This is a genomic window from Halomonas litopenaei (genome assembly GCF_003045775.1).
In the GTDB taxonomy this organism is placed as follows: domain Bacteria; phylum Pseudomonadota; class Gammaproteobacteria; order Pseudomonadales; family Halomonadaceae; genus Halomonas; species Halomonas litopenaei.
Genome location: NZ_PXNS01000008.1, coordinates 16,183 through 34,357, shown reverse-complemented (window position 1 = coordinate 34,357; position 18,175 = coordinate 16,183). Strand labels below are relative to the sequence as shown.

General features: G+C 66.0%; 18 protein-coding genes and 1 riboswitch. Of the genes, 16 read left to right on the top strand and 2 right to left on the bottom strand.

From position 1 onward, the window contains the following. Positions 1-38 precede the first annotated feature (38 nt). The 15 genes from gltS to C6W88_RS14490 all read left to right on the top strand — a co-directional run bounded on the left by gltS (position 39) and on the right by C6W88_RS14490 (position 15,157). Positions 39-1,247 (top strand): sodium/glutamate symporter, encoded by a 1,209-nt coding sequence (gltS, locus tag C6W88_RS14560; protein WP_108132986.1) that lies wholly within the window; start codon positions 39-41, stop codon positions 1,245-1,247. A gap of 437 nt (positions 1,248-1,684) precedes the next feature. Next, entirely contained in the window at positions 1,685-2,719 is a 1,035-nt protein-coding gene (gene cobT / locus C6W88_RS14555) for a nicotinate-nucleotide--dimethylbenzimidazole phosphoribosyltransferase (RefSeq protein WP_108133023.1), read from the top strand. A gap of 58 nt (positions 2,720-2,777) precedes the next feature. Beyond that, positions 2,778-3,758, top strand: coding sequence for an adenosylcobinamide-phosphate synthase CbiB (gene cbiB / locus C6W88_RS14550; RefSeq protein WP_108132985.1), 981 nt, complete (start codon positions 2,778-2,780; stop codon positions 3,756-3,758). Then, positions 3,755-4,948 (top strand): threonine-phosphate decarboxylase CobD, encoded by a 1,194-nt coding sequence (gene cobD, locus C6W88_RS14545; RefSeq protein ID WP_108132984.1) that lies wholly within the window; start codon positions 3,755-3,757, stop codon positions 4,946-4,948. Before cbiB ends, cobD begins: the two co-directional genes overlap by 4 nt. Next, positions 4,945-5,565: a bifunctional adenosylcobinamide kinase/adenosylcobinamide-phosphate guanylyltransferase gene (locus C6W88_RS14540; RefSeq protein WP_108132983.1), complete on the top strand. Its 621-nt coding sequence runs from the start codon at positions 4,945-4,947 to the stop codon at positions 5,563-5,565. Before cobD ends, C6W88_RS14540 begins: the two co-directional genes overlap by 4 nt. A 13-nt stretch (positions 5,566-5,578) precedes the next feature. Further along, on the top strand, positions 5,579-6,364 hold the full coding sequence (gene cobS, locus C6W88_RS14535; protein WP_108132982.1) for an adenosylcobinamide-GDP ribazoletransferase: 786 nt from the start codon (positions 5,579-5,581) through the stop codon (positions 6,362-6,364). After that, a complete protein-coding gene (locus C6W88_RS14530; protein WP_108132981.1) occupies positions 6,316-6,954 on the top strand; it encodes a histidine phosphatase family protein in 639 nt (212 codons plus the stop codon). Before cobS ends, C6W88_RS14530 begins: the two co-directional genes overlap by 49 nt. Beyond that, positions 6,906-7,421: a bifunctional adenosylcobinamide kinase/adenosylcobinamide-phosphate guanylyltransferase gene (locus C6W88_RS14525; RefSeq protein WP_108132980.1), complete on the top strand. Its 516-nt coding sequence runs from the start codon at positions 6,906-6,908 to the stop codon at positions 7,419-7,421. The genes C6W88_RS14530 and C6W88_RS14525 overlap by 49 nt, the downstream gene beginning before the upstream one ends. 113 nt (positions 7,422-7,534) lie before the next feature. Then, positions 7,535-7,813, top strand: a riboswitch (cobalamin riboswitch). A 152-nt stretch (positions 7,814-7,965) separates the two neighbouring features. Then, the gene (locus C6W88_RS14520) at positions 7,966-9,885 is read left to right on the top strand and encodes a TonB-dependent receptor domain-containing protein (protein ID WP_108132979.1); all 1,920 of its coding nucleotides are present in this window, start codon (positions 7,966-7,968) and stop codon (positions 9,883-9,885) included. Further along, complete coding sequence (locus C6W88_RS14515) at positions 9,882-10,799, top strand: cobalamin-binding protein (RefSeq protein ID WP_308812424.1); 918 nt, start codon at positions 9,882-9,884, stop codon at positions 10,797-10,799. The genes C6W88_RS14520 and C6W88_RS14515 overlap by 4 nt, the downstream gene beginning before the upstream one ends. After that, positions 10,777-11,796 (top strand): FecCD family ABC transporter permease, encoded by a 1,020-nt coding sequence (locus tag C6W88_RS14510; RefSeq protein WP_108132978.1) that lies wholly within the window; start codon positions 10,777-10,779, stop codon positions 11,794-11,796. The genes C6W88_RS14515 and C6W88_RS14510 overlap by 23 nt, the downstream gene beginning before the upstream one ends. A gap of 8 nt (positions 11,797-11,804) precedes the next feature. Then, positions 11,805-12,710, top strand: coding sequence for an ABC transporter ATP-binding protein (locus C6W88_RS14505; protein ID WP_108132977.1), 906 nt, complete (start codon positions 11,805-11,807; stop codon positions 12,708-12,710). Continuing rightward, positions 12,652-13,302 (top strand): cob(I)yrinic acid a,c-diamide adenosyltransferase, encoded by a 651-nt coding sequence (gene cobO, locus C6W88_RS14500; protein ID WP_108132976.1) that lies wholly within the window; start codon positions 12,652-12,654, stop codon positions 13,300-13,302. Before C6W88_RS14505 ends, cobO begins: the two co-directional genes overlap by 59 nt. A gap of 53 nt (positions 13,303-13,355) precedes the next feature. Continuing rightward, positions 13,356-14,819, top strand: coding sequence for a cobyric acid synthase (locus C6W88_RS14495; protein ID WP_108132975.1), 1,464 nt, complete (start codon positions 13,356-13,358; stop codon positions 14,817-14,819). A 98-nt stretch (positions 14,820-14,917) separates the two neighbouring features. Next, entirely contained in the window at positions 14,918-15,157 is a 240-nt protein-coding gene (locus C6W88_RS14490; RefSeq protein WP_108133021.1) for a DUF2188 domain-containing protein, read from the top strand. A gap of 63 nt (positions 15,158-15,220) precedes the next feature. Here C6W88_RS14490 and C6W88_RS14485 read toward each other — a convergent pair whose 3' ends face one another. Both C6W88_RS14485 and C6W88_RS14480 read right to left on the bottom strand, forming a co-directional pair. Continuing rightward, complete coding sequence (locus C6W88_RS14485) at positions 15,221-16,045, bottom strand: alpha/beta fold hydrolase (protein ID WP_108132974.1); 825 nt, start codon at positions 16,043-16,045, stop codon at positions 15,221-15,223. Between the two features lie 177 nt (positions 16,046-16,222). After that, complete coding sequence (locus C6W88_RS14480; protein WP_108132973.1) at positions 16,223-16,978, bottom strand: glycerophosphodiester phosphodiesterase family protein; 756 nt, start codon at positions 16,976-16,978, stop codon at positions 16,223-16,225. A 246-nt stretch (positions 16,979-17,224) separates the two neighbouring features. Between C6W88_RS14480 and C6W88_RS14475 the strand changes: the two genes are divergently transcribed. Next, positions 17,225-17,878 carry a hypothetical protein gene (locus C6W88_RS14475; RefSeq protein ID WP_045994595.1) on the top strand — a complete coding sequence of 218 codons (654 nt, stop codon included), beginning with the start codon at positions 17,225-17,227 and terminating at the stop codon, positions 17,876-17,878. Positions 17,879-18,175: the final 297 nt, after the last annotated feature.

The window sequence follows — 18,175 nt, the reverse complement described above, 5'->3', positions numbered from 1 at the left end:
GGAGGGTGTCCTTCGAGGGCGAAGGAGAGCGAAGGCAGATGAATATAGGCTTGAACGCAGTGGAAACAATGGCGCTGGCGCTGGTCCTGCTGATGGTGGGCATTCAGCTTCGGCGCCGGGTGGAGTGGCTCGAGCGCATGTGCGTACCGACGCCGGTGGTCGGGGGCATCGGCTTCGCCGTGCTGGTATGGCTGCTACGATCGATGGACGTGCTGACGCTGGACCTGGACACCAGCGTTCAGGATCCGATGATGATCGCCTTCTTCGCCACGGTAGGGCTCGGTGGCAGCCTCTCGGTGCTGGCCAGGGGCGGGCGTTCGCTGGTGATCTTCCTGTTGACCTGCTGGGCCCTGGTGCTGGTGCAGAATGGTATCGGTATCGGCGTCGCCTCGATGATCGGGCTCGACCCCCTGATCGGCCTGATGGCGGGCGGGCCTTCGCTGGAAGGCGGCTTTGGCGGTGCGGCGGCCTTCGGGCCAGAGGCGGAAGCGCTCGGTGCCGACGGCGCCCTGACCGCCGCCATGACGGCGGCCACCTACGGTGTCATCACCGGTAGCCTGCTGGGCGCGCCTCTTGCCCGCTGGTTGATCGAGCGGTTCAAGCTTCGCATCGAGGCCGAGGAGGTCGGCGGGCTTGCCGATCTGCACGAGGAGCACCTGAGCGAAGATGATCAGACGCTGACCCCGCATCGGGTACTGAAGGCCATGGCGGTGGTGGTGCCGGTGATGGTCATCGGCCTGGCCTGTCGCGAACTCATGAAAGAGAATCTCGGCATCGTGCTGCCAAGCTACGTCGGGGCCATGTTCGTGGCCATCGTGTTGCGCAACCTGAACGATCACCTTCGCCTGGTCGAGGTCTCCGAGCGCGCCATCAATCTGATCGGAGAAGTCAGCCTGGCGATCTTCCTGACCATGGCCATGATGAACCTGAAGATCTGGCAGCTGCAGGGCATGGGACTTGGCCTGGCGCTGATCCTGATGATCCAGACACTGGTGATCATGGCCATCGCAGCGCTGGTGGTCTTTCGTTCGCTCGGCAGCAACTACGACGCCGCCGTACTCTCCGCCGGCTTCATCGGCTTTGGCCTGGGCGCTACGCCCAACGCCTTCGCCAACATGGGCGCCGTCTGCGACCACTACAAGGTGGTATCGAGCAAGGCCTACATCATCGTTCCGCTGTGTGGCGCCGTCCTGATCGACATGGTCTCCGTGCCCGCCATCACCTGGTGTCTCAACGTCTTTGCCTGAGGTCACGCTCGAGCGGTATCAGCAGTAGATCTGCTTCATGAATAGATACCGACGCCGCGCCCACCCGGGCGCGGCGTCGGTCGTCCTGTCGAATCATGATGAATGCGGGGGTCTCGAACGGGGCTCGAACAGGGCTTGAATGAGGCAAGGCGACCCGCAGCACGACCTGCAGCACGACCTGCCGCATAGATGCTCGATCTCGGATCCGTTCCCGAAGGAAGATCGCCTTTCAGTGATCTGCTAAGCTCGGCGGCTTGTTGCCCGCCTGTTCGCGTGTCTGAAGGCTCGGGCGGTCTTTTTCTTATTCGCCGCCTGGGCGGCGTTAGTGCCATCAGGATATCGCCGTGCGTGACCAGCCCTCGTCCTCGTCTTCTACCCCCGCCTCGACGCTTGACTCGACCCTTGAGTCACCCCTTGTTTCAACTCTTTCCTCCAATATTGGCCGCATTCCTTCGCTGGATATTGAGGCCCGCCGCCAGGCCTGTGCTCGTCTCGATAGCCTGACCAAGCCCCCCGGCAGCCTGGGTCGACTCGAGAAGCTGGCAGCGGATCTGGCGGCGATGACCGGCGAGCCGTTACCCCGGGTCGACCCTGCGGCCATCATCGTGCTCGCCGCAGACCACGGGGTGGCGGCGGAAGGCGTGTCGGCCTTTCCGGCCTCGGTCACCGCCCAGATGGTCGCCAACTTCGCCCGCGGGGGCGCCGCCATCAACGTTTTCGCCCACCAGATCAATGCCCGGCTCGAGGTCGTCGACGTTGGGGTGGCCACGCCCAGCGACCAGGTGCCGGGTGTGGTGCTCGATCGGGTGCGCGCGGGCAGCGGCAATATTGCCTGCGAGGATGCCATGAGTTCCGACGAGGTAAAGGCGGCGCTTGAGGTCGGCATTCGTGCCGTCGAGCGCGCCCGCGCTGCGGGTGCCCGCTGTGTCATCCTGGGGGAGATGGGCATCGCCAACACCACCGCAAGCAGCGCTCTGCTGGCCGCCTTTACCGGCCTTTCCGCCGAGGAGGTGGTGGGGCGTGGCACCGGTATCGACGATGCGCGTCTGGACCACAAGCGCAAGGTCATCGCCAGGGCGCTGGCACGGGGCACTGGCGATACCGCCCTCGATACCCTGGCGCGTCTGGGCGGGCTCGAGATCGCCGCCATGGCAGGGGCCTGCCTGGGCGCAGCGGCGGGTCGCACGCCGGTGCTGGTGGACGGTTTTATCGCCACGGTGGCGGCCCTTGCGGCGACTCGGCTGGCGCCTGGCGTGCGCGACTACCTGGTGTTTGGCCATCGCAGCGATGAGGCCGGTCACGGCGAGGCGCTGGCCGCACTCGGCGGTGAGCCGCTGTTGTCGCTTGGCCTGCGCCTGGGCGAAGGCAGCGGCGCGGCCCTGGCCTATCCGCTGCTCGCCAGTGCCTGCGCCATGCTCAGCGAGATGGCGACCTTCGCCGACGCCGGGGTCGAGGGTGGCCCGTCGGCATGAGGCGAGCAGACGTCGTGAGAGTCGATGACGACAGCGCGGCCAGGGGGTGGTGGTTCCCATGACGCTGCCGCCACTGAGTCCCGAGTTGCTGGCGTTGGTGCTCGCCGCCCTGGTGCTGGACCTTTGGCTGGGGGATCCACGCTGGTTGCCGCATCCGGTGGTCGGCATGGGCCGACTGATCGGCGCCCTGGAAGCGCGGCTTAACCGTGGCAGGCCGCAGGCGCGTCGAGCCAAGGGCGTGGTGCTCACGCTGGTGGTGGTGGGGCTTGCATGGACGCTGGCCACTTTGGCGATTGGCCTTGCCGGTGTCGTCTCGCCCTGGCTGGCGCTGATGGTGGAGGGCTTGCTTTTGTGGACCTGCCTTGCCTGCCGGGGCCTGGTGCACGCGGCCCGCGCGGTGGCCACACCGCTGGCAAGGGGCGATCTGTACCAGGCGCGGCGCGCGGTCTCGGCCATCGTCGGGCGCGATACCCGGGCGCTTGACGAGGCAGGGGTGAGCCGAGCGTGCGTCGAGAGCGTGGCCGAAAATACCGTCGATGGCATCACCGCACCGTTGTTCTGGGCTCTGCTCGGCGGTGCGCCCCTGGCCTTGGCCTACAAGGCCGCCAATACTCTGGATTCCATGGTCGGCCATCGCAGTGATCGCTACCGTGAGTTCGGCTGGGCCTCGGCTCGCTTCGACGATCTGGTCAACCTGCTGCCGGCTCGGCTGACGGCGCTGGCCATGTGGTGTCTTGCTGCGGTGGTTCCGGGGCTGCGCAGGCGCGGCGCCTGGTCGGCGACGTGCCGACAGGCACCGGCTCACCCCAGTCCCAACGCCGGCTGGCCGGAGGCCATGGTGGCCAATCTGCTCGGCGTCGAGCTGGGCGGGGTAAACCGCTACGGCGATCAGATCAGCGACCGAGCACGTCTGGGCACGCCCACCGAGACGTTAAAGGCGCGTCACATCGACGCCGCGATTCGCTGTCTCTACGCCGGCACGGCGGGCGTGCTGACACTGCTGGCCTTGATCATCCTGGTGCTGGAGGCCGTGCGATGACATCGACCCACAATCAGCACCTGAACGACACAAGCGCGAGCCAGACGCCAACGCAGGGCCAGGGCTCTTGCTGGCCTGATCACGGCGGCCAGGGCGCGGCGCTGCTCGACAGACTTGGCCTGTCGTCGGTGACACCGACCATGGATGTGAGCGCGAGCCTCAATCCGCTGGGCCCGCCGGTCTGGCTTTCTGATTGGCTCGCCCGCGCCATGAGTGATGTGCGCCACTATCCTGACCCCGAGCACCGGGACGCCGTGGCGGCCCTGGCGGCGTCGCTGGGGATAGCGCCACCGTCGGTGGTGTTGACCAACGGCGGCGCCGAGGCGATCCACCTGGTGGCCCGGGCCTATCGTCGCACCCGCGCCTTGATCATCGAGCCGACCTTCGGCGAGTACGCCCGGGCATGCCGCCTCAACGACATCGAGATCGAGTGTTTGCAGCTCAGCGGAGATGACTTCCGGCTGGACGTCGAGGCGCTCTCGGCGCGCCTTGCCGCTGTCGATCTGGTGTTTGTGTGTCGCCCCAACAATCCCACCGGCACGCGCCTTCCCAGAAGTGACGTGGAAGCGCTGGTGGCGGCGGCCAGGCGCAGCGACACCCTGGTGGTCATCGACGAAGCCTTCGTCGACTTTGCCGACGACGAAGCCCCGCTCACCGATCTGGTGGAGCAGGGCGAGCCGCTGGTGCTGTTGCGCTCTCTGACCAAGTTTTACGCCCTGGCGGGGCTGCGGCTTGGCTATCTGGTGGCGTCCCCGCAGCGCTGTCGGGCGCTGCAACACCATCAGGTGGCCTGGAGCGTCAACGGCCTGGCCGCGGCGGTGGTGCCTGAGCTGCTGGCCGATAGTGACTTCGCACGTCGCACGCGCGACTGGCTTTACTCCGAGCGCGCCTACCTGACGGCCGGCCTACGCGATCTGGGCCTGACGGTGGTGGACTCCCTGGCCAATTTCGTGCTGTTCAGGCCGCCGGGCCAGGCGTCGCAGGCCAATGGCGAAGCCTTGTTAGCGTATCTGGCCCGTCATGGCTGTCTGGCTCGCCACACCCACACCTTCAGTGGGTTGGACGGCGCCTGGATTCGCGTGGCGCTGCAGCGCCGCGCCGACAATGATCGCCTGCTCAGATGGCTCGGCGACGGGCTCGAGTCCCTGCCGGAGCAGGGCGACGCCCCGTCTCGTGGAGAGCACCGATGATCGTCTTTGTCAGCGGTGGCGTGCGTTCTGGCAAGAGTCACGTGGCCGAACAGGCGGCGCTGGCGCTTCACGCCGACACGCCCTGGGGGCAGCTCTGGTACCTGGCGACCGCCAGGGCGGAGGAGGGCGAGATGGCCACGCGGGTGGCGCGCCACCAGGCCAGGCGTGAAAGCCGCTGGCATACGCTGGAGGCACCGCAGGACCTGTTGGCCGCCTGGTGTCAGGTGGGTACAGGCGACACCGTGCTGCTGGATTGCCTGACGCTGTGGTCGAGTCAGCGCCTGTTTGCCGACGGCCTCGAGCGTGACGCCCGGCGCGCTGCGGCGAGAGACGCCTTCAACCAACTAGCAGCGCTGCTCGCGGACGCTCGCCGACGTGACATCGCGCTGGTGGTCGTCTCCAACGATCTCAACGAGGAATTGCCGCCGAAGGACGCCCTGGTGCGCTGGTACCTGAGCGAGCTCCAGCGTCTGCACCTGCTGTTGGCGCGGTGCGCCGATCGGGTGGTGGAGGTGGTCGCGGGGCAGGCCATCGAGTGGAAGCCGGCGGGAGAACGTCCCGCTGACGTGAGGCCAGGGGCGGGCAACTGGCTGGGTAGAGGAGAACCGAGTGAGTGATCTACGGCCGCGAATGCTGCCGGCGCTGGCCGGGCTGGGGTTGGCGATCCAGTTTCTTACCCGAATACCGTTGCCGGTGATGATCGACTGGAACGGCGCCAACCGCCGCTGGGCGGCGCGTTGCTACCCGCTGGTGGGGCTCTTGATCGGCGTGCTGCTGGCCGTGGCCGCCGCGCTGACCTCAGCGCTGCCGACACCGATCCAGGCACTGGCGCTGCTGACGCTGTGGGTGGCGCTGTCCGGTGGGCTGCATCTGGACGGCGTGATGGACCTGGCCGATGCGTTGGGCAGCAATGCGCCGCTCGAGCGCCGCTGGCAGATCATGAAGGACCCGCAGGTCGGCAGTTTTGGCGTGCTGGCGCTGGTGTTCCTGCTGGCCTGGAAGGCGGTGCTGTTGTGGTGGTGGCTCACGACCGATGGGGCTCTGCTGTGGCTGGTCGTGGTACCCGCCCTGGCCAGAGCCAGCGCGGTGACTCTGCTGATCGGCGTACCCGCTGCTCGGCCCGAGGGACTCGCCCATAGCTGGCAGCAGGGCCTTGGCTGGCACGACCTGGTGCTTGCCCTGGTTCCTCTTCTGGTGGTGATTTCCGCGGGACTGCTGCTGACGCCGGACGGGACGAACGTAGCCGGGCTGGTGGGAGTTCTGCTCGCCAGCGGGGGCTTTACCTGGGTCTTCGCCCGGGGGATGATCCGAGCCTTTCACGGCATCAACGGCGATATGCTGGGCAGTGCCATCGAGGGAGGAGAACTATGGCTTCTGATGTGTGTCTCGAGCTGGTGGTGGTTCGCCACGGGCTGACCCAGTGGAACCTGGACAAGCGCTACCAGGGCCAGCGCGATATCGAGCTGTTGATGCCCGACGCCCTGGCCGATATGGATCGGCTACGCCTGGAACTGGAAGGCGAGCGCTTCGACGCCGTGGTGTCGAGCGACCTGACCCGCTGCCGCCAGACCCTGGCCCATATCGCCGAGGGACGTGGCTGGCCGGAGCCTCGCCTGGACGAACGCCTGCGCGAGAACGACTTCGGCGAGTTCGAGGGGCGCAACTGGGAAGAGCTCGAGGACGATCCGGTCTACCGGGCGTGGATCGACAGCGCCGGGGAGCTGGCGCCTCCCGGTGGGGAATCCGCCCAGGACCTGCGTGACCGGCTGGCGCTGGCCCTTGGCGCCATCTTCGATGCTGCCGTCGAGGCCGGCCACCGGCGCGTGCTGGTGGTCACCCACGGCGGGGTGATCCGCGAGCTGCGCCGAGAGTTCGAGGGCGTGCCATTCTGGGAGGGCGTCGTCGGTCAGGCCGCAGGTCGGCGCTGGACACTCATTCGACAAGCAGAGGGCATCACATGCACGTCTTCATCGGCGGTACCGCGTCAGGCAAGCGTCAGCGGGTAGCCGAGCGCTACCCCGAGGCACGCTGGCGCGACGCCGACGAGATGATGAGACGGGTGCCCGGTGCTGGCGTCGGTCCCAGCCCCGGTGCTGGCGCTGGTCCCGCCATCGACGATGGCGACACCGTCGTCATCAGCGGCTGGCTTGCCTGGCTCGAGGCCGAACTTGGGGCCGGACGTGAGAACGAACGTGAAAACGAGTCAGCAAGCGCCGACGATGACCGGCTGGGCCAGCGCTGGCGCCAGGCCTTCACTGGCTGGGCCAGTTCGCCGGGACGGCGCGTGCTGGTGCTTGACGAGGTGGGGCGCGGCATCGTCCCGGTGGACCCGGCCCAGCGCCGTCTGCGTGATCTGATGGGCTGGCTGTCCCAGGACGCAGTGCGCCTGGCAAGCCAGGTACACTACGTTCGCCATGGCCTGACCATGCGACTCGATGGGAAGGATGCTGCCGCAGCGGGCCGAGCGGACTGAGCGAACTGGGCCGGCATGGCCCCCATCGAACAAGCCGAACGGCGCTTTTCGTTGACGCCCGCTGTGCCGATTGCTAGCTTACGCGCACTCTCAGGTGCCCCGAAACGTGCCAGCATGACCATGGCGTCAGTCCTCTGTGACGCAAGACGCCGTGGCCAGAAATAGACACGAGGGGTGAAACGGGAAGTCGGTGCCAATCCGACGCTGCCCCCGCAACGGTGATCGAGTCAAGCGCGCTCACCACGCCACTGTGACAGGGTCCTTGACCCCTGATGCGACCGGACCCTGTGTCCCGCTCAGCCAGTCACGGGAAGGCGAACGCGCCGAACCGTCGAAACGCTTCGATGGTTCATCTCGTCAGCCCGGAGACCGGCCTGAAGAGCCATGCCAAGGGGCGGTGGGGTCCCGACGCGCAGCGCTTGCCTGTCAGTTTGGTGTTCTTGACGCTCCCGGGTGTCCTGTCCAGCGTTCTGTGTCCCCTGTTCGCTCCTCGGCCTTCGAGGGTCTACGCCGTGCGGGTGCGCACGGTGCCAAGGGATACACCATGTCGTCTGCTTTCTTCGCCCCTGCTCGTCTTTCTGTTGCCTGCCGCTCCCGTGGCCTGCGTCTGTGCGTCGGCCTTGCCGCCGCCCCTTGGCTACTGGTGAGCCAGGCCAGCGCCCAGCAGTCCGCTTCCTCCGACGTGACGACCGCCGAGCCGTCCTCCGTCGAACAGGCCTCTATTGAGCCCACCACCGAGCCCGCCACCGAACTCGACCCGTTGGTGGTGTCGGCGACGCTTTCGCCGCGTACCGCCAGTCAGTCGCTGTCCTCGGTCAGCGTCATCGATGAAGAGGCGCTAAGACGCCGCGATCCGGTCAGCATTCCCGACGCCCTTCGCGGCGTGCCCGGTGTGGACGTGTCCACCAGCGGTGGCTTCGGCAAGCAGGCGAGCGTCTTTATTCGCGGAACTGACAGCTCCGCTACTGTGATGATGATCGACGGTATCCGCCTGCGCTCGGCCACCACTGGAGCACCTGCCTGGCAGTACCTGGAGCCGCGCATGTTCGAGCGCATCGAGGTGGTCCGCGGGCCTCGTGGTGCGCTCTACGGTGCCGACGCGGTGGGCGGGGTGGTTCAGCTGTTCACCGACAAGCCCGATGAACAGGGACCGACGCCCAGCGTGCAGCTCGGTACCGGCTCCTTCAATACCCAGCGGGCCTCGGCCAGTCTGTCGGGCCGCGAGGGCGGCACCTCCTACCAGTTCAGCGCCACCCGCCTGGACAGCGACGGCACCGAGGTTCGCGATGGCGGCGAGGACAAGGCCTACGACAACACTTCGGGTCTGGTGAGCCTGTCTCACACCTTCGACAACGGCGCCAACCTCGGACTGCTGGGACTACGTGCCCGTGGCAACAACGAATACGAAGGTGGTGACTCCGACTATGTGCAGCAGGTGGCCGGTGTCTACGCCGAGATGCCGGTGACCGATATCTGGTCGTCGCGTCTTACCCTGAGCGAGGCCCGCGATGAGCTGGAGTCGCATTCTGAATCCTTTGGCACTTCGGTGATCGATACCGAGACGCGTACCGCGCGCTGGGACAATACCCTGCTGCTGGGCGCCCATGAGTTGATCGCCGGCGCCGAGTATCAGGAAGACAAGGTCGATGGCACCACCGAGTACCAAGAGACCAGTCGCGACAATGTGGCGGTGTTCGCCCAGGCGTTGATGGACTTTGAGCCATTCTCGATGCAGGCGGGCCTGCGCCACGACGACAACGAGGCGTTCGGCGATGAGGTCACCGGCCACCTGGCACTGGGCTACGCCTTCGACGATCAGCACACCCTGCGTGCTAGCTACGGCACCGCCTTCCGTGCCCCGACCTTCAACGACCTATATCTTCCAGAGTTCTTCAATTACAGCAATAGCGACCTTGACGCCGAAGAGTCCGAAACCTGGGAGCTCGGCCTGCGCGGCCAGTACCAGCGAATGTTCTGGGATCTGGCGCTCTACCAGACCAACGTCGATGATCTGATCGCATCGGGGGACGACGGTCTGGTCAACGTGGATGAGGCTCGAATTCGTGGGGTGGAGCTTGCCACCGGGCTCGAGCTCGACCAGTGGACCCTGGCCGCCAGCGTCGCCTATACCGACCCGGAAGACCGCGACACGGGCAAGCAATTGAGAAGGCGCGCTTCCCAGACCCTGCGCCTGGACGCCGATCGTCAGCTGGGTGACTGGAATCTGGGGGCCTCCTTCGTCGCCCAGGACCACCGCTACAATGACGTCGACAACGACGAGCGTCTGGCCGGCTACGGCACCCTGGACCTGCGCGCCGGCTGGGCCTTTGCGCCGGACTGGAAGGCCAACCTGACGCTCGAGAACGTCTTCGATCGCGAGTACGTGACCGCGAGCAATGGCACACTCTGGGACTACGAAAACCCGGGACGTGCCGCCTACCTGAGCGTCGGCTTCAACCTGTGATCATCTGCCGCTCGCTTGTCTCGGCCAGCGCTGGCCTGGTGCTGTCGGCGCTGGCCAGTGCCGCCATGGCGTCCTCTTCGCCCGGCGGGTACGAGGACATCTGCGTGGTCGATGACACCGAGCGGGAGCTATGCCTGTCGGCGCCGGCAGAGCGTATCGTGGCGCTGTCGCCCAGCGTCACCGAGATGCTGTTCGCGGCGGGGGCCGGCGAGCGGGTGGTGGGGGTAGTCAGCTTCAGCGACTATCCCGAGGCCGCGCGCTCGCTGCCCCAGGTGGGCAGCTACGATAGACTCGACCTCGAGTCGTTACTGGCGCTTGACCCCGACCTGGTGGTGGCCTGGGCCGGCGGTAATCCTGGCCAGCAGGTCGAACGCCTGGATGAACTCGGCCTGCCGGTGTTCCGCTCGGACGCCGCCAACTTCGAGCAGATCGCCACGACGCTTGAGCGGTTCGGCCGCCTGGCCGGTTCGGCGGATATCGGCGACACCGCGGCCCGAGAGCTGCGAGAATCGGTAGCGGCCCTCGGCGAACGCTACGTTGACGCAGCACCGGTCGAGGTCTTCTATCAGGTATGGGAGCAGCCGCTGATGACCGTCAACGGTGAGCACTGGATCAGTCGGGCGCTGTCACTTTGTGGCGGCGTCAATCTATTCGCCGACGAGGCGCCACTGGTGCCTCGACTGTCGCGGGAGGCGGTGCTGGCCGCGGACCCGGAAGTCATCATCACCGGCGGCATGGGCAAGGCGGACTCCACCTGGCTCGATGCCTGGCGCCAGTGGCCGCAGATGACCGCGGTGGCCCGCGACAACCTCTATTTCATCAACCCCGACCTGGTGCAGCGGGCGACGCCGCGCCTGGTCGAGGGCACCCGAGCCCTGTGCCAACATCTGGATGCTGCCCGTGAACGCCGCTGACTCCAGCGCTACCTTTCGGCCCACCCGGCGAGGTCGGCCGCTGGGCCTGCTGGCGCTGCTCGGTGTGGTGTCGGTGGTGCTGGCCGTGTCGGTGGGCAGCGTCGCGCTGTCACCGATGGAGCTGTGGCTGACGCTGACCGGGCAGGGCAGCTCCCTCCACCAGACCCTGGTGTGGGAGCTGCGCCTGCCCCGTGCGCTGGCCGCCTTCGGTACCGGTGCCTTGCTGGCCCTGGCCGGCGCCTTGATGCAGGTACTGCTGCGCAATCCATTGGCCGACCCCTATGTGCTCGGGCTCTCCGGCGGGGCCTCGGTGGCGGCGCTGTGTGCCATGCTGGCTGGCCTTGGCGCGGCGCTGGTCTCGGCCTCGGCCTTTGCCGGTGCGCTGGTGTCGATCCTGGTGGTATTTGGCCTGGCCCATGGCAGCGGCAGCTGGTCGCCGGCCCGCCTGCTGCTGACCGGGGTCGTCATGGCCTCCGGCTGGGGCGCGATCATCACCTTCCTGCTGGCGGTCAGCCCGGTGGAGGAGCTGCCGGGCATGCTCTACTGGCTGATGGGCGATATGGCCTACGCCCGCAGTCCCTGGCCGGTACTGGTGATCGCCGCGCTGTCAGCGCTGGTGCTGGTGCCATTGGGGCGGACCCTCAACGTGCTGGCCCGGGGTGGTCAGCAGGCGCTGGCGCTGGGCGTGGCGGTGCGCCCGCTGGAATGGGGGCTGTATCTGGCGGCGAGCCTGGCCACCGCCACCGCGGTGACCACCGCCGGATCGGTGGGGTTCGTCGGCCTGATGGTGCCGCATATGCTGCGCCTTCGCCTGGGTGCCGACCAGCGCTTGATCCTGCCGGCCTCGCTGCTGGCCGGAGGCTGCCTGTTGACCCTGGCCGATACCCTGGCGCGAACCCTGATCGCCCCCCAGCAGTTGCCGGTAGGGGTGATCACCGCGCTGATCGGGGTGCCGAGCTTTCTCTACCTGCTGCATCGCAGCCACGGCAAGGGATAGGGGCGCTCATGGCTGTCAGACCCGCATCCACCGACCAGGCGCTGCCATCCTGTTCGCTGTCCTGCGAAGCGCTGGTGATCGACGTGCCCGGCAGGGCGGACGGTCAGCCGCTGTCGTTTTCCATCGAGCCCGGCAGTCGCTGGGGCATCCTCGGGCCCAACGGCGCCGGCAAGAGCACGTTATTGCACACCCTGGCAGGGCTCAGGGCGCCACGCCATGGGCGCTTGAGGCTTGATGGCCAGCCGCTGACCGACTGGCGCCGGCGCGCCGTCGCCCAGCGTCTGGGCGTGGTGTTCCAGGAGCGCCATGACGAGTTTCCCGCCAGCGTGCTGGAGACCGCGCTGATCGGCCGACATCCCTTCCTCCGGGCCTGGCAGAATGAAAGCGAGGACGACGTCCAGCGCGCCTTGGGCGCACTTGAACACCTCGATATCGCTCATCTGGCCCACAGGCCGCTGGCGACCCTGTCCGGTGGTGAACGTCAGCGGGTCAGCCTGGCCACGGTACTGACCCAGGCGCCGCAGATCTGGCTGGTGGACGAACCCACCAACCACCTCGACCTGCATCATCAGGTGGCCACCATGGCGCTGCTCGACGAACAGGCAAGCCAAGGGGCCGCCGTGGTGATGTGCCTGCACGATCTCAATCTGGCGGCGCGCTGGTGCGACCATCTGCTGCTTTTGTATCCCGATGGCGCGGCCTGCTGGGGACCACGCGACGATATGCTGGTGACGTCTGCCCTGGAGCGGCTCTACGACCAGCCGCTGAGCGTCGCCGAGGTCGATGGCGCCGCCGTCTTCATGCCGCGGGTGGCCTCGTCGCTCAATTCGCCGCGCCCCACCAAGGAAGTTTCCCATGACGCACACGTCCCCTACGACGCCGTCCCCCACGACACAGACTCCGAAGAACGTTGATCCCGAGCGCCACGCCCGGCGCATGGCCGCCAAGCAGCGGATCATGGCCGAGCGCATCGCCAGTGCCGACAAGGAACAGGGCGTGCTGCTGGTGCTGACAGGCCCCGGCAAGGGCAAGAGTTCATCCGGCTTCGGCATGCTGGCCCGGGCGCTGGGCCACGACATGAAGGTGGGCGTGGTGCAGTTCATCAAGGGCGCCTTTTCCACCGGGGAGGAGGCCTTCTATCGCCGCCAGCCCGGAGTGGCGTTCCACGTCATGGGCGAGGGCTATACCTGGGACACCCAGGACCGGGAGCGCGATGTCACCGCCGCCGAAGCCGCCTGGGACAAGGCCCGCGAGTTGCTTCAGGATCCCGATATCGCGCTGGTACTGCTCGATGAGCTGAACATCGCCCTGCGCTACGGTTATCTGGATCTCGACCGGGTACTGGACGACCTGCAGGCCAGACCGGCGATGCAGCATGTGGTGGTGACCGGGCGCCACGCGCCTCAGGCGCTGATCGAACTGGCCGATACGGTCACCGAGATGAAGGTGGTCAAGCATGCCTTCAAGGATCAAGGGATCAAAGCCCAGAAGGGTATCGAGCTTTGATCGAGCATTGATTTAACTCCAGGAAGAGCATTGAGCTGTAAGGGAGCGCTAGCATGGCAACGCTGATGATCCAGGGCACCACCTCGGATGCCGGCAAGTCCACGGTGGTCGCCGGTCTGTGCCGGATGCTGGCACGGCGCGGGTTCAGCGTAGCCCCGTTCAAGCCCCAGAACATGGCGCTGAACAGTGCCGTCACCGTGGATGGCGGCGAGATCGGTCGCTCAACCGCGCTGCAGGCCCAGGCTGCCCGCGTAGCGCCGCACAGCGACATGAACCCTGTGCTGTTGAAGCCCGAAAGCGACAAGGGCGCCCAGGTCATCCTGGCCGGGCGGGTACACGGCAGCATGGCCGCGTTGGACTACCACGCTTACAAGACCACCGCCCGACAGACGGTGATGGACTGCCATCGCCGGCTGTCCGAGCGCTTCGACGTGATCATCGCCGAAGGGGCGGGCAGCCCTGCGGAGGTCAATCTACGCGAAGGTGACATCGCCAACATGGGCTTCGCCGAGGCGGTGGACTGCCCGGTACTGCTGGTCGGTGATATCGACCGAGGCGGCGTCTTTGCCCAGCTATGCGGCACCCTGGCGCTGGTCAGCGCGTCCGAAAACGCGCGGATCAAGGGCTTCGTGATCAACCGCTTTCGCGGCGATATCGGGCTGCTGGAGCCGGGGCTTGAGTGGCTGGCCGAGCGCGAGGCGAGGCCGGTGCTCGGCGTGCTTCCCTACCTGCAGGGGCTGTGGCTCGACGCAGAGGACAGCCTGTCGCTGGAGCAGCGGCTTGATCACGCAGGGGGCGACATGCTCAAGGTGGTGGTGCCGGCCCTGCCGCGCATCAGCAACCACACCGACCTCGATCCGCTACGCCTGCATCCTCGCGTCAGCCTGAGCCTGGTCGGCCCCGACCAGCCGATGCCCGATGCCGACGTCATCCTGTTGCCGGGCAGCAAGAACACCCGGGCGGACCTGGCCTGGCTGCGCAGCCAAGGGTGGGATGAGCGAATCCAACGCCATCTGCGTTACGGCGGGCGGGTGCTGGGTGTCTGCGGCGGTTTTCAGATGCTGGGGGAATGGATCGACGATCCTGACGGCATCGAGGGCGAGCCCGGCGGCGTCGAAGGGCTCGGGTGGCTTGCCATGTCCACCACCATGCGCCCCGACAAGCGCCTTAAACGCGTCAGCGGGCGCATCGACACCGCCGACGGCTGCTGCAGCATCCACGGCTACGAGATTCATCAGGGCGTCAGCCGGGGCGAGGCGCTTTCACGGCCATTAATGCGTCTCGAAGGACGAGACGAAGGTGCCGTCAGCCAGGATGGCCAGATCATGGGTACCTATCTGCACGGGCTGTTCGACGGCCCCGACGCCTGCGAAGCATTGCTCGCCCGCCTCGGGCTCCCGGCCGAGGACACTCGCTGGGTAGACCTCGATGGCCACCGCGAGCGACAGCTCGACCGGCTTGCCGACAACATCGAGGAGCATCTGGATATGGAGATGGTTCTGCGCCTGATCGGTTGAGGAAGATGGTCCGATATCGGCGCCCGGCGTAAACTGTGGGGGTGCCACTGCTTTCCCTGTACAGATGGCACCATGGCAACTGCGTCGAGGGCTTGGTCATGAAGGTGACATCCAAACATGTGGTCAGTAGAGACAAGGGATGGGCAGTAAAGACCAGCGGCACGTCTCGTGCCGGCAAGGTTTTCGAGAGCAAGGCTGAAGCCGTGGAATACGCGCGCCGCGTGGCCAGGAAGGAGCACGGTGAGCTATACGTCCATGGGCTCGATGGCACTATCCAGGAGCGCAAGAGCTATCGGCGCGCATCTGAGGCAACCAAGTCTCTGCGCTCGAAGAAGTGATGGCGTATGCCATTTGAGCGCAATGTCTTTGTCAATTGCCCGTTCGATGAGGCGTACTATCCGCTATTGCGTCCCTTGCTCTTCACCATCATCTACGTTGATTTGCTCACTCAGCAGGCTCGTGATGTAGTCAAGGACTCTGTCAGGCTGCTCGCGATGGGGCACGTGGCCACATCCCTCCAGCAACACCATTCGTGACGGCCCTTGAGGTAGTTGCGCGTAGCGTTCGGTCTGCTGTGGTGAGCCGTATTCGTCCTGGTCACCGTGCAGCGCCAGTACAGGACACCGGACCCGTCTGAGGGTGTCATCCAGCGTCCAGCCCCGAAAGTCGGGGTCCAGCCAGGTCTCTACCCAGGCGTCGAGCACCCAACGGGCCTTGTCCCCATGGTACTTCTCCAGGCGCTCGATCTGGCCGGGCAGGGCGAACGTATCGCGGGCCTGTCGGATGCCCGAAAGCGTGCGTTCTTCCACAAAGGCCTGGGCCGCCAGGGTAATCAGCGCCTGGCAATCGTCGTAGTGGGCAGCGATACCGGCAGCCATGCAGCCGCCCACGCTATGGCCCAGAACAACGAAACCCTCGAGCTTTAACGCGCGATGAAGCGCGGCAAAGCCCTGGTGCGCTTCGTCGGCGATAAAGGTGTGGGTCAGTCGGTCTGGGTGGCGCGTGGATTGGCCGAAGCCCAGTCGATCGTAGGCGATCACTTCGCGGCCGGTAGTCTGGCACAGGGCTTCGGGGAAGTCGCGCCACAGCTCAACGCAGCCCAGCGAGTCATGTAGCAACACGATGGACGCGCCCTTGGTATCAGGCTCGGGACGCCATCGACGAACAAACAGCGATTGCCGGTCTGTGTCGTGAAGTGACACCTGAAGGTCAGATACCTGGGGCATGAAGTGGCTCGCTGGCAGCAACGTATCAAGCCCACTCTAGCGAGTGGCCGCTGGCCTGCCAAGCAAGCGCTAGGTTTGGACGGGTCGCTTTCAGGACAGGTCGCTTTTAAGACAGGTCGTTTTGTAATACAGGGCCATGCCAGTGCGAGAGCCGCTTCAAGGATACGCCTTGGCAAGTCACGTCTTGTCGGCAAAGCGTTCGGGGTCATCGGAAATGACGGTGGTCACGCCCCATTTCCAGTACTTGGCGAAGGCCACCGGATCATTGGCGGTATAGCACAGCAGCGGTGTGCCGCTCTGTGTAACCTCCCGAGCCCGCTCTTCCTTCAGCTTCTTCCAGTCGCAGTGCAGACTGTAGGCCTGCACCGCTTCCATGTCGTGCCGCCAGTTCTTGCCGATCTTGTCGACCAGCACCCCAAGGGCGAGCTGGTCGGGCGTGGCGATGCTTCGCGCGTGATCGAGCGCCGCCGGGCTGAAGGAAGACACCAGTCGACGTTCGAATGGCAGCGCTTCCAGCAGACGCGGGATCACCGATTCGGCCAACGCTTCCGGGTCGCGCCCCCGGGTCACCTTGAGTTCCAGGTTGACCGCCATACCGCGTCGATCGATCAGATTGAGCATGTCGTCGAGTGTCGCCATGCGCTCACCGCGAAAGCGCTCGGCGTACCAGGCGCCGACGTCGTATTCCCTGGCCTGTTCCAGACGCAGCTTGCTTAACTTGCCGCGCCCGTTGGAGCAGCGCCGCATGCCGGGGTCGTGCCAGATCACCGGGGTGCCATCACCCAGCAATTGCACATCGAGCTCGACCCAGGTGATACCGGCTTCCCAGGCAAGCTGGACGGCGCTCAGGGTATTTTCCGGTGCATGGGCCGACAGGCCGCGATGCGCCATCAGGCGGGGCAGGTCGATAAGGGGCGTGCGAGATGTCGTCATGGGCTCTCCTTGGCGTGGCGTCACAACATGGCACCGGCTTTCGTCATCATCGGACATGACCGTCCTGCAAGCTAGAGGCTGCGCGCCTCCATGTTGGGCCACAAAGATGACCGAACGGCGACGACATGAACACCCCGTCTGTCGCAGCGGTACGCCGAGGGCGGTGTCGCTGCCTGGAATATGCTAGTCTCGCCGGTTTCGACAAGTGGGTCAGCGCCGGTCGGCGCCAGCAATTAGAGGTCAGTGATGAAGGTCGTCAAAATCAACGAGCCCCAGCAGCGGGAAGCCTGCCTGGCACGCCTGTGTGCGGAAGCCTACGGTCACCAGGCGGGTATCGCCCCCCTGGTCACCTTCGCCGGCGTCATCGGGGTGCTGTTCAAGCAGGAAGCCGCCCGGCTTCTCGCTCTGGTGGACGATCAGTCCCGTCCCATCGCGCTGGCCCTGCTGGTCAGCGACGAAGCCGGCACCAGCATGAATGTGGCCCAGTTGACGTCGCTGGATCCTGACGCCGAAAGTGCGGTCGACGGCGGTAACAAGACCGGCGCGGAAAGCGATAGCCAGGGCGAGGCACAAAAGCCGGCCGGCAAGGGCAAGCTGAATCCCGCCCTTCGTCTGGTGGCGGAACTGGCGCTGCGGGCGCCGCTGCGGGTGGACGTGGTCAGTGATGCCCAGAAGGCCGAGTTTAGCGCCGCCGGTATCCAGCGCTGGATCAAGGGCCCGGGCGAGCTGCAGATCGGTCTGGGGCCAAAGCATACGGCCACCAGCCTCGACAATCTGCCGCGTACCCTGACCGTGGACGAAGCCTCGGTGGTGGCCAACTTCAAGCAGGACAAGGCGCTCTTTGAGGATTACAAGAACCGCTTCGTCAGAGGCCTGGAGTCCTTCCCGCGTACGCTTTGAGCAACGATGGAAACGAACTCTCGAGGGAATGGCGCTCTTTGAACGATTGATCTGGCAAGAACCGCTTCGTCAGAGGGCTGGAGTCGTTCCCGCGGACGCTATGAACTAGTAGAAGTGGTAGCAACAACGAAGCCCCGGCCCTTACCTCTTTTGGAGGCGAGGGCCGGGGCTTCGTCGTTGGGCAAAGGGTCGGCGCTTGCCGGGCCGAGGTGGTTGTTGATCCGCTCGCGGGCAGCATGAACGGAGGTGGCTCGGGTCACGCCGTCAGGGATCGATGCCCGTCGATCCGTATAGGTT

Excerpts from the sequence above, each read along its gene's own strand:
- gltS (WP_108132986.1), top strand. The coding sequence starts at position 39 with ATGAATATAGGCTTGAACGCAGTGGAAACAATGGCGCTGGCGCTGGTC.
- cbiB (WP_108132985.1), top strand. The coding sequence starts at position 2,778 with ATGACGCTGCCGCCACTGAGTCCCGAGTTGCTGGCGTTGGTGCTCGCC.
- cobD (WP_108132984.1), top strand. The coding sequence starts at position 3,755 with ATGACATCGACCCACAATCAGCACCTGAACGACACAAGCGCGAGCCAG.
- C6W88_RS14540 (WP_108132983.1), top strand. The coding sequence starts at position 4,945 with ATGATCGTCTTTGTCAGCGGTGGCGTGCGTTCTGGCAAGAGTCACGTG.
- cobS (WP_108132982.1), top strand. The coding sequence starts at position 5,579 with ATGCTGCCGGCGCTGGCCGGGCTGGGGTTGGCGATCCAGTTTCTTACC.
- C6W88_RS14530 (WP_108132981.1), top strand. The coding sequence starts at position 6,316 with ATGGCTTCTGATGTGTGTCTCGAGCTGGTGGTGGTTCGCCACGGGCTG.
- C6W88_RS14525 (WP_108132980.1), top strand. The coding sequence starts at position 6,906 with ATGCACGTCTTCATCGGCGGTACCGCGTCAGGCAAGCGTCAGCGGGTA.
- C6W88_RS14520 (WP_108132979.1), top strand. The coding sequence starts at position 7,966 with ATGTCGTCTGCTTTCTTCGCCCCTGCTCGTCTTTCTGTTGCCTGCCGC.
- C6W88_RS14510 (WP_108132978.1), top strand. The coding sequence starts at position 10,777 with ATGCTGCCCGTGAACGCCGCTGACTCCAGCGCTACCTTTCGGCCCACC.
- C6W88_RS14505 (WP_108132977.1), top strand. The coding sequence starts at position 11,805 with ATGGCTGTCAGACCCGCATCCACCGACCAGGCGCTGCCATCCTGTTCG.
- cobO (WP_108132976.1), top strand. The coding sequence starts at position 12,652 with ATGACGCACACGTCCCCTACGACGCCGTCCCCCACGACACAGACTCCG.
- C6W88_RS14495 (WP_108132975.1), top strand. The coding sequence starts at position 13,356 with ATGGCAACGCTGATGATCCAGGGCACCACCTCGGATGCCGGCAAGTCC.
- C6W88_RS14490 (WP_108133021.1), top strand. The coding sequence starts at position 14,918 with ATGAAGGTGACATCCAAACATGTGGTCAGTAGAGACAAGGGATGGGCA.
- C6W88_RS14485 (WP_108132974.1), bottom strand. The coding sequence starts at position 16,045 with ATGCCCCAGGTATCTGACCTTCAGGTGTCACTTCACGACACAGACCGG.
- C6W88_RS14480 (WP_108132973.1), bottom strand. The coding sequence starts at position 16,978 with ATGACGACATCTCGCACGCCCCTTATCGACCTGCCCCGCCTGATGGCG.
- C6W88_RS14475 (WP_045994595.1), top strand. The coding sequence starts at position 17,225 with ATGAAGGTCGTCAAAATCAACGAGCCCCAGCAGCGGGAAGCCTGCCTG.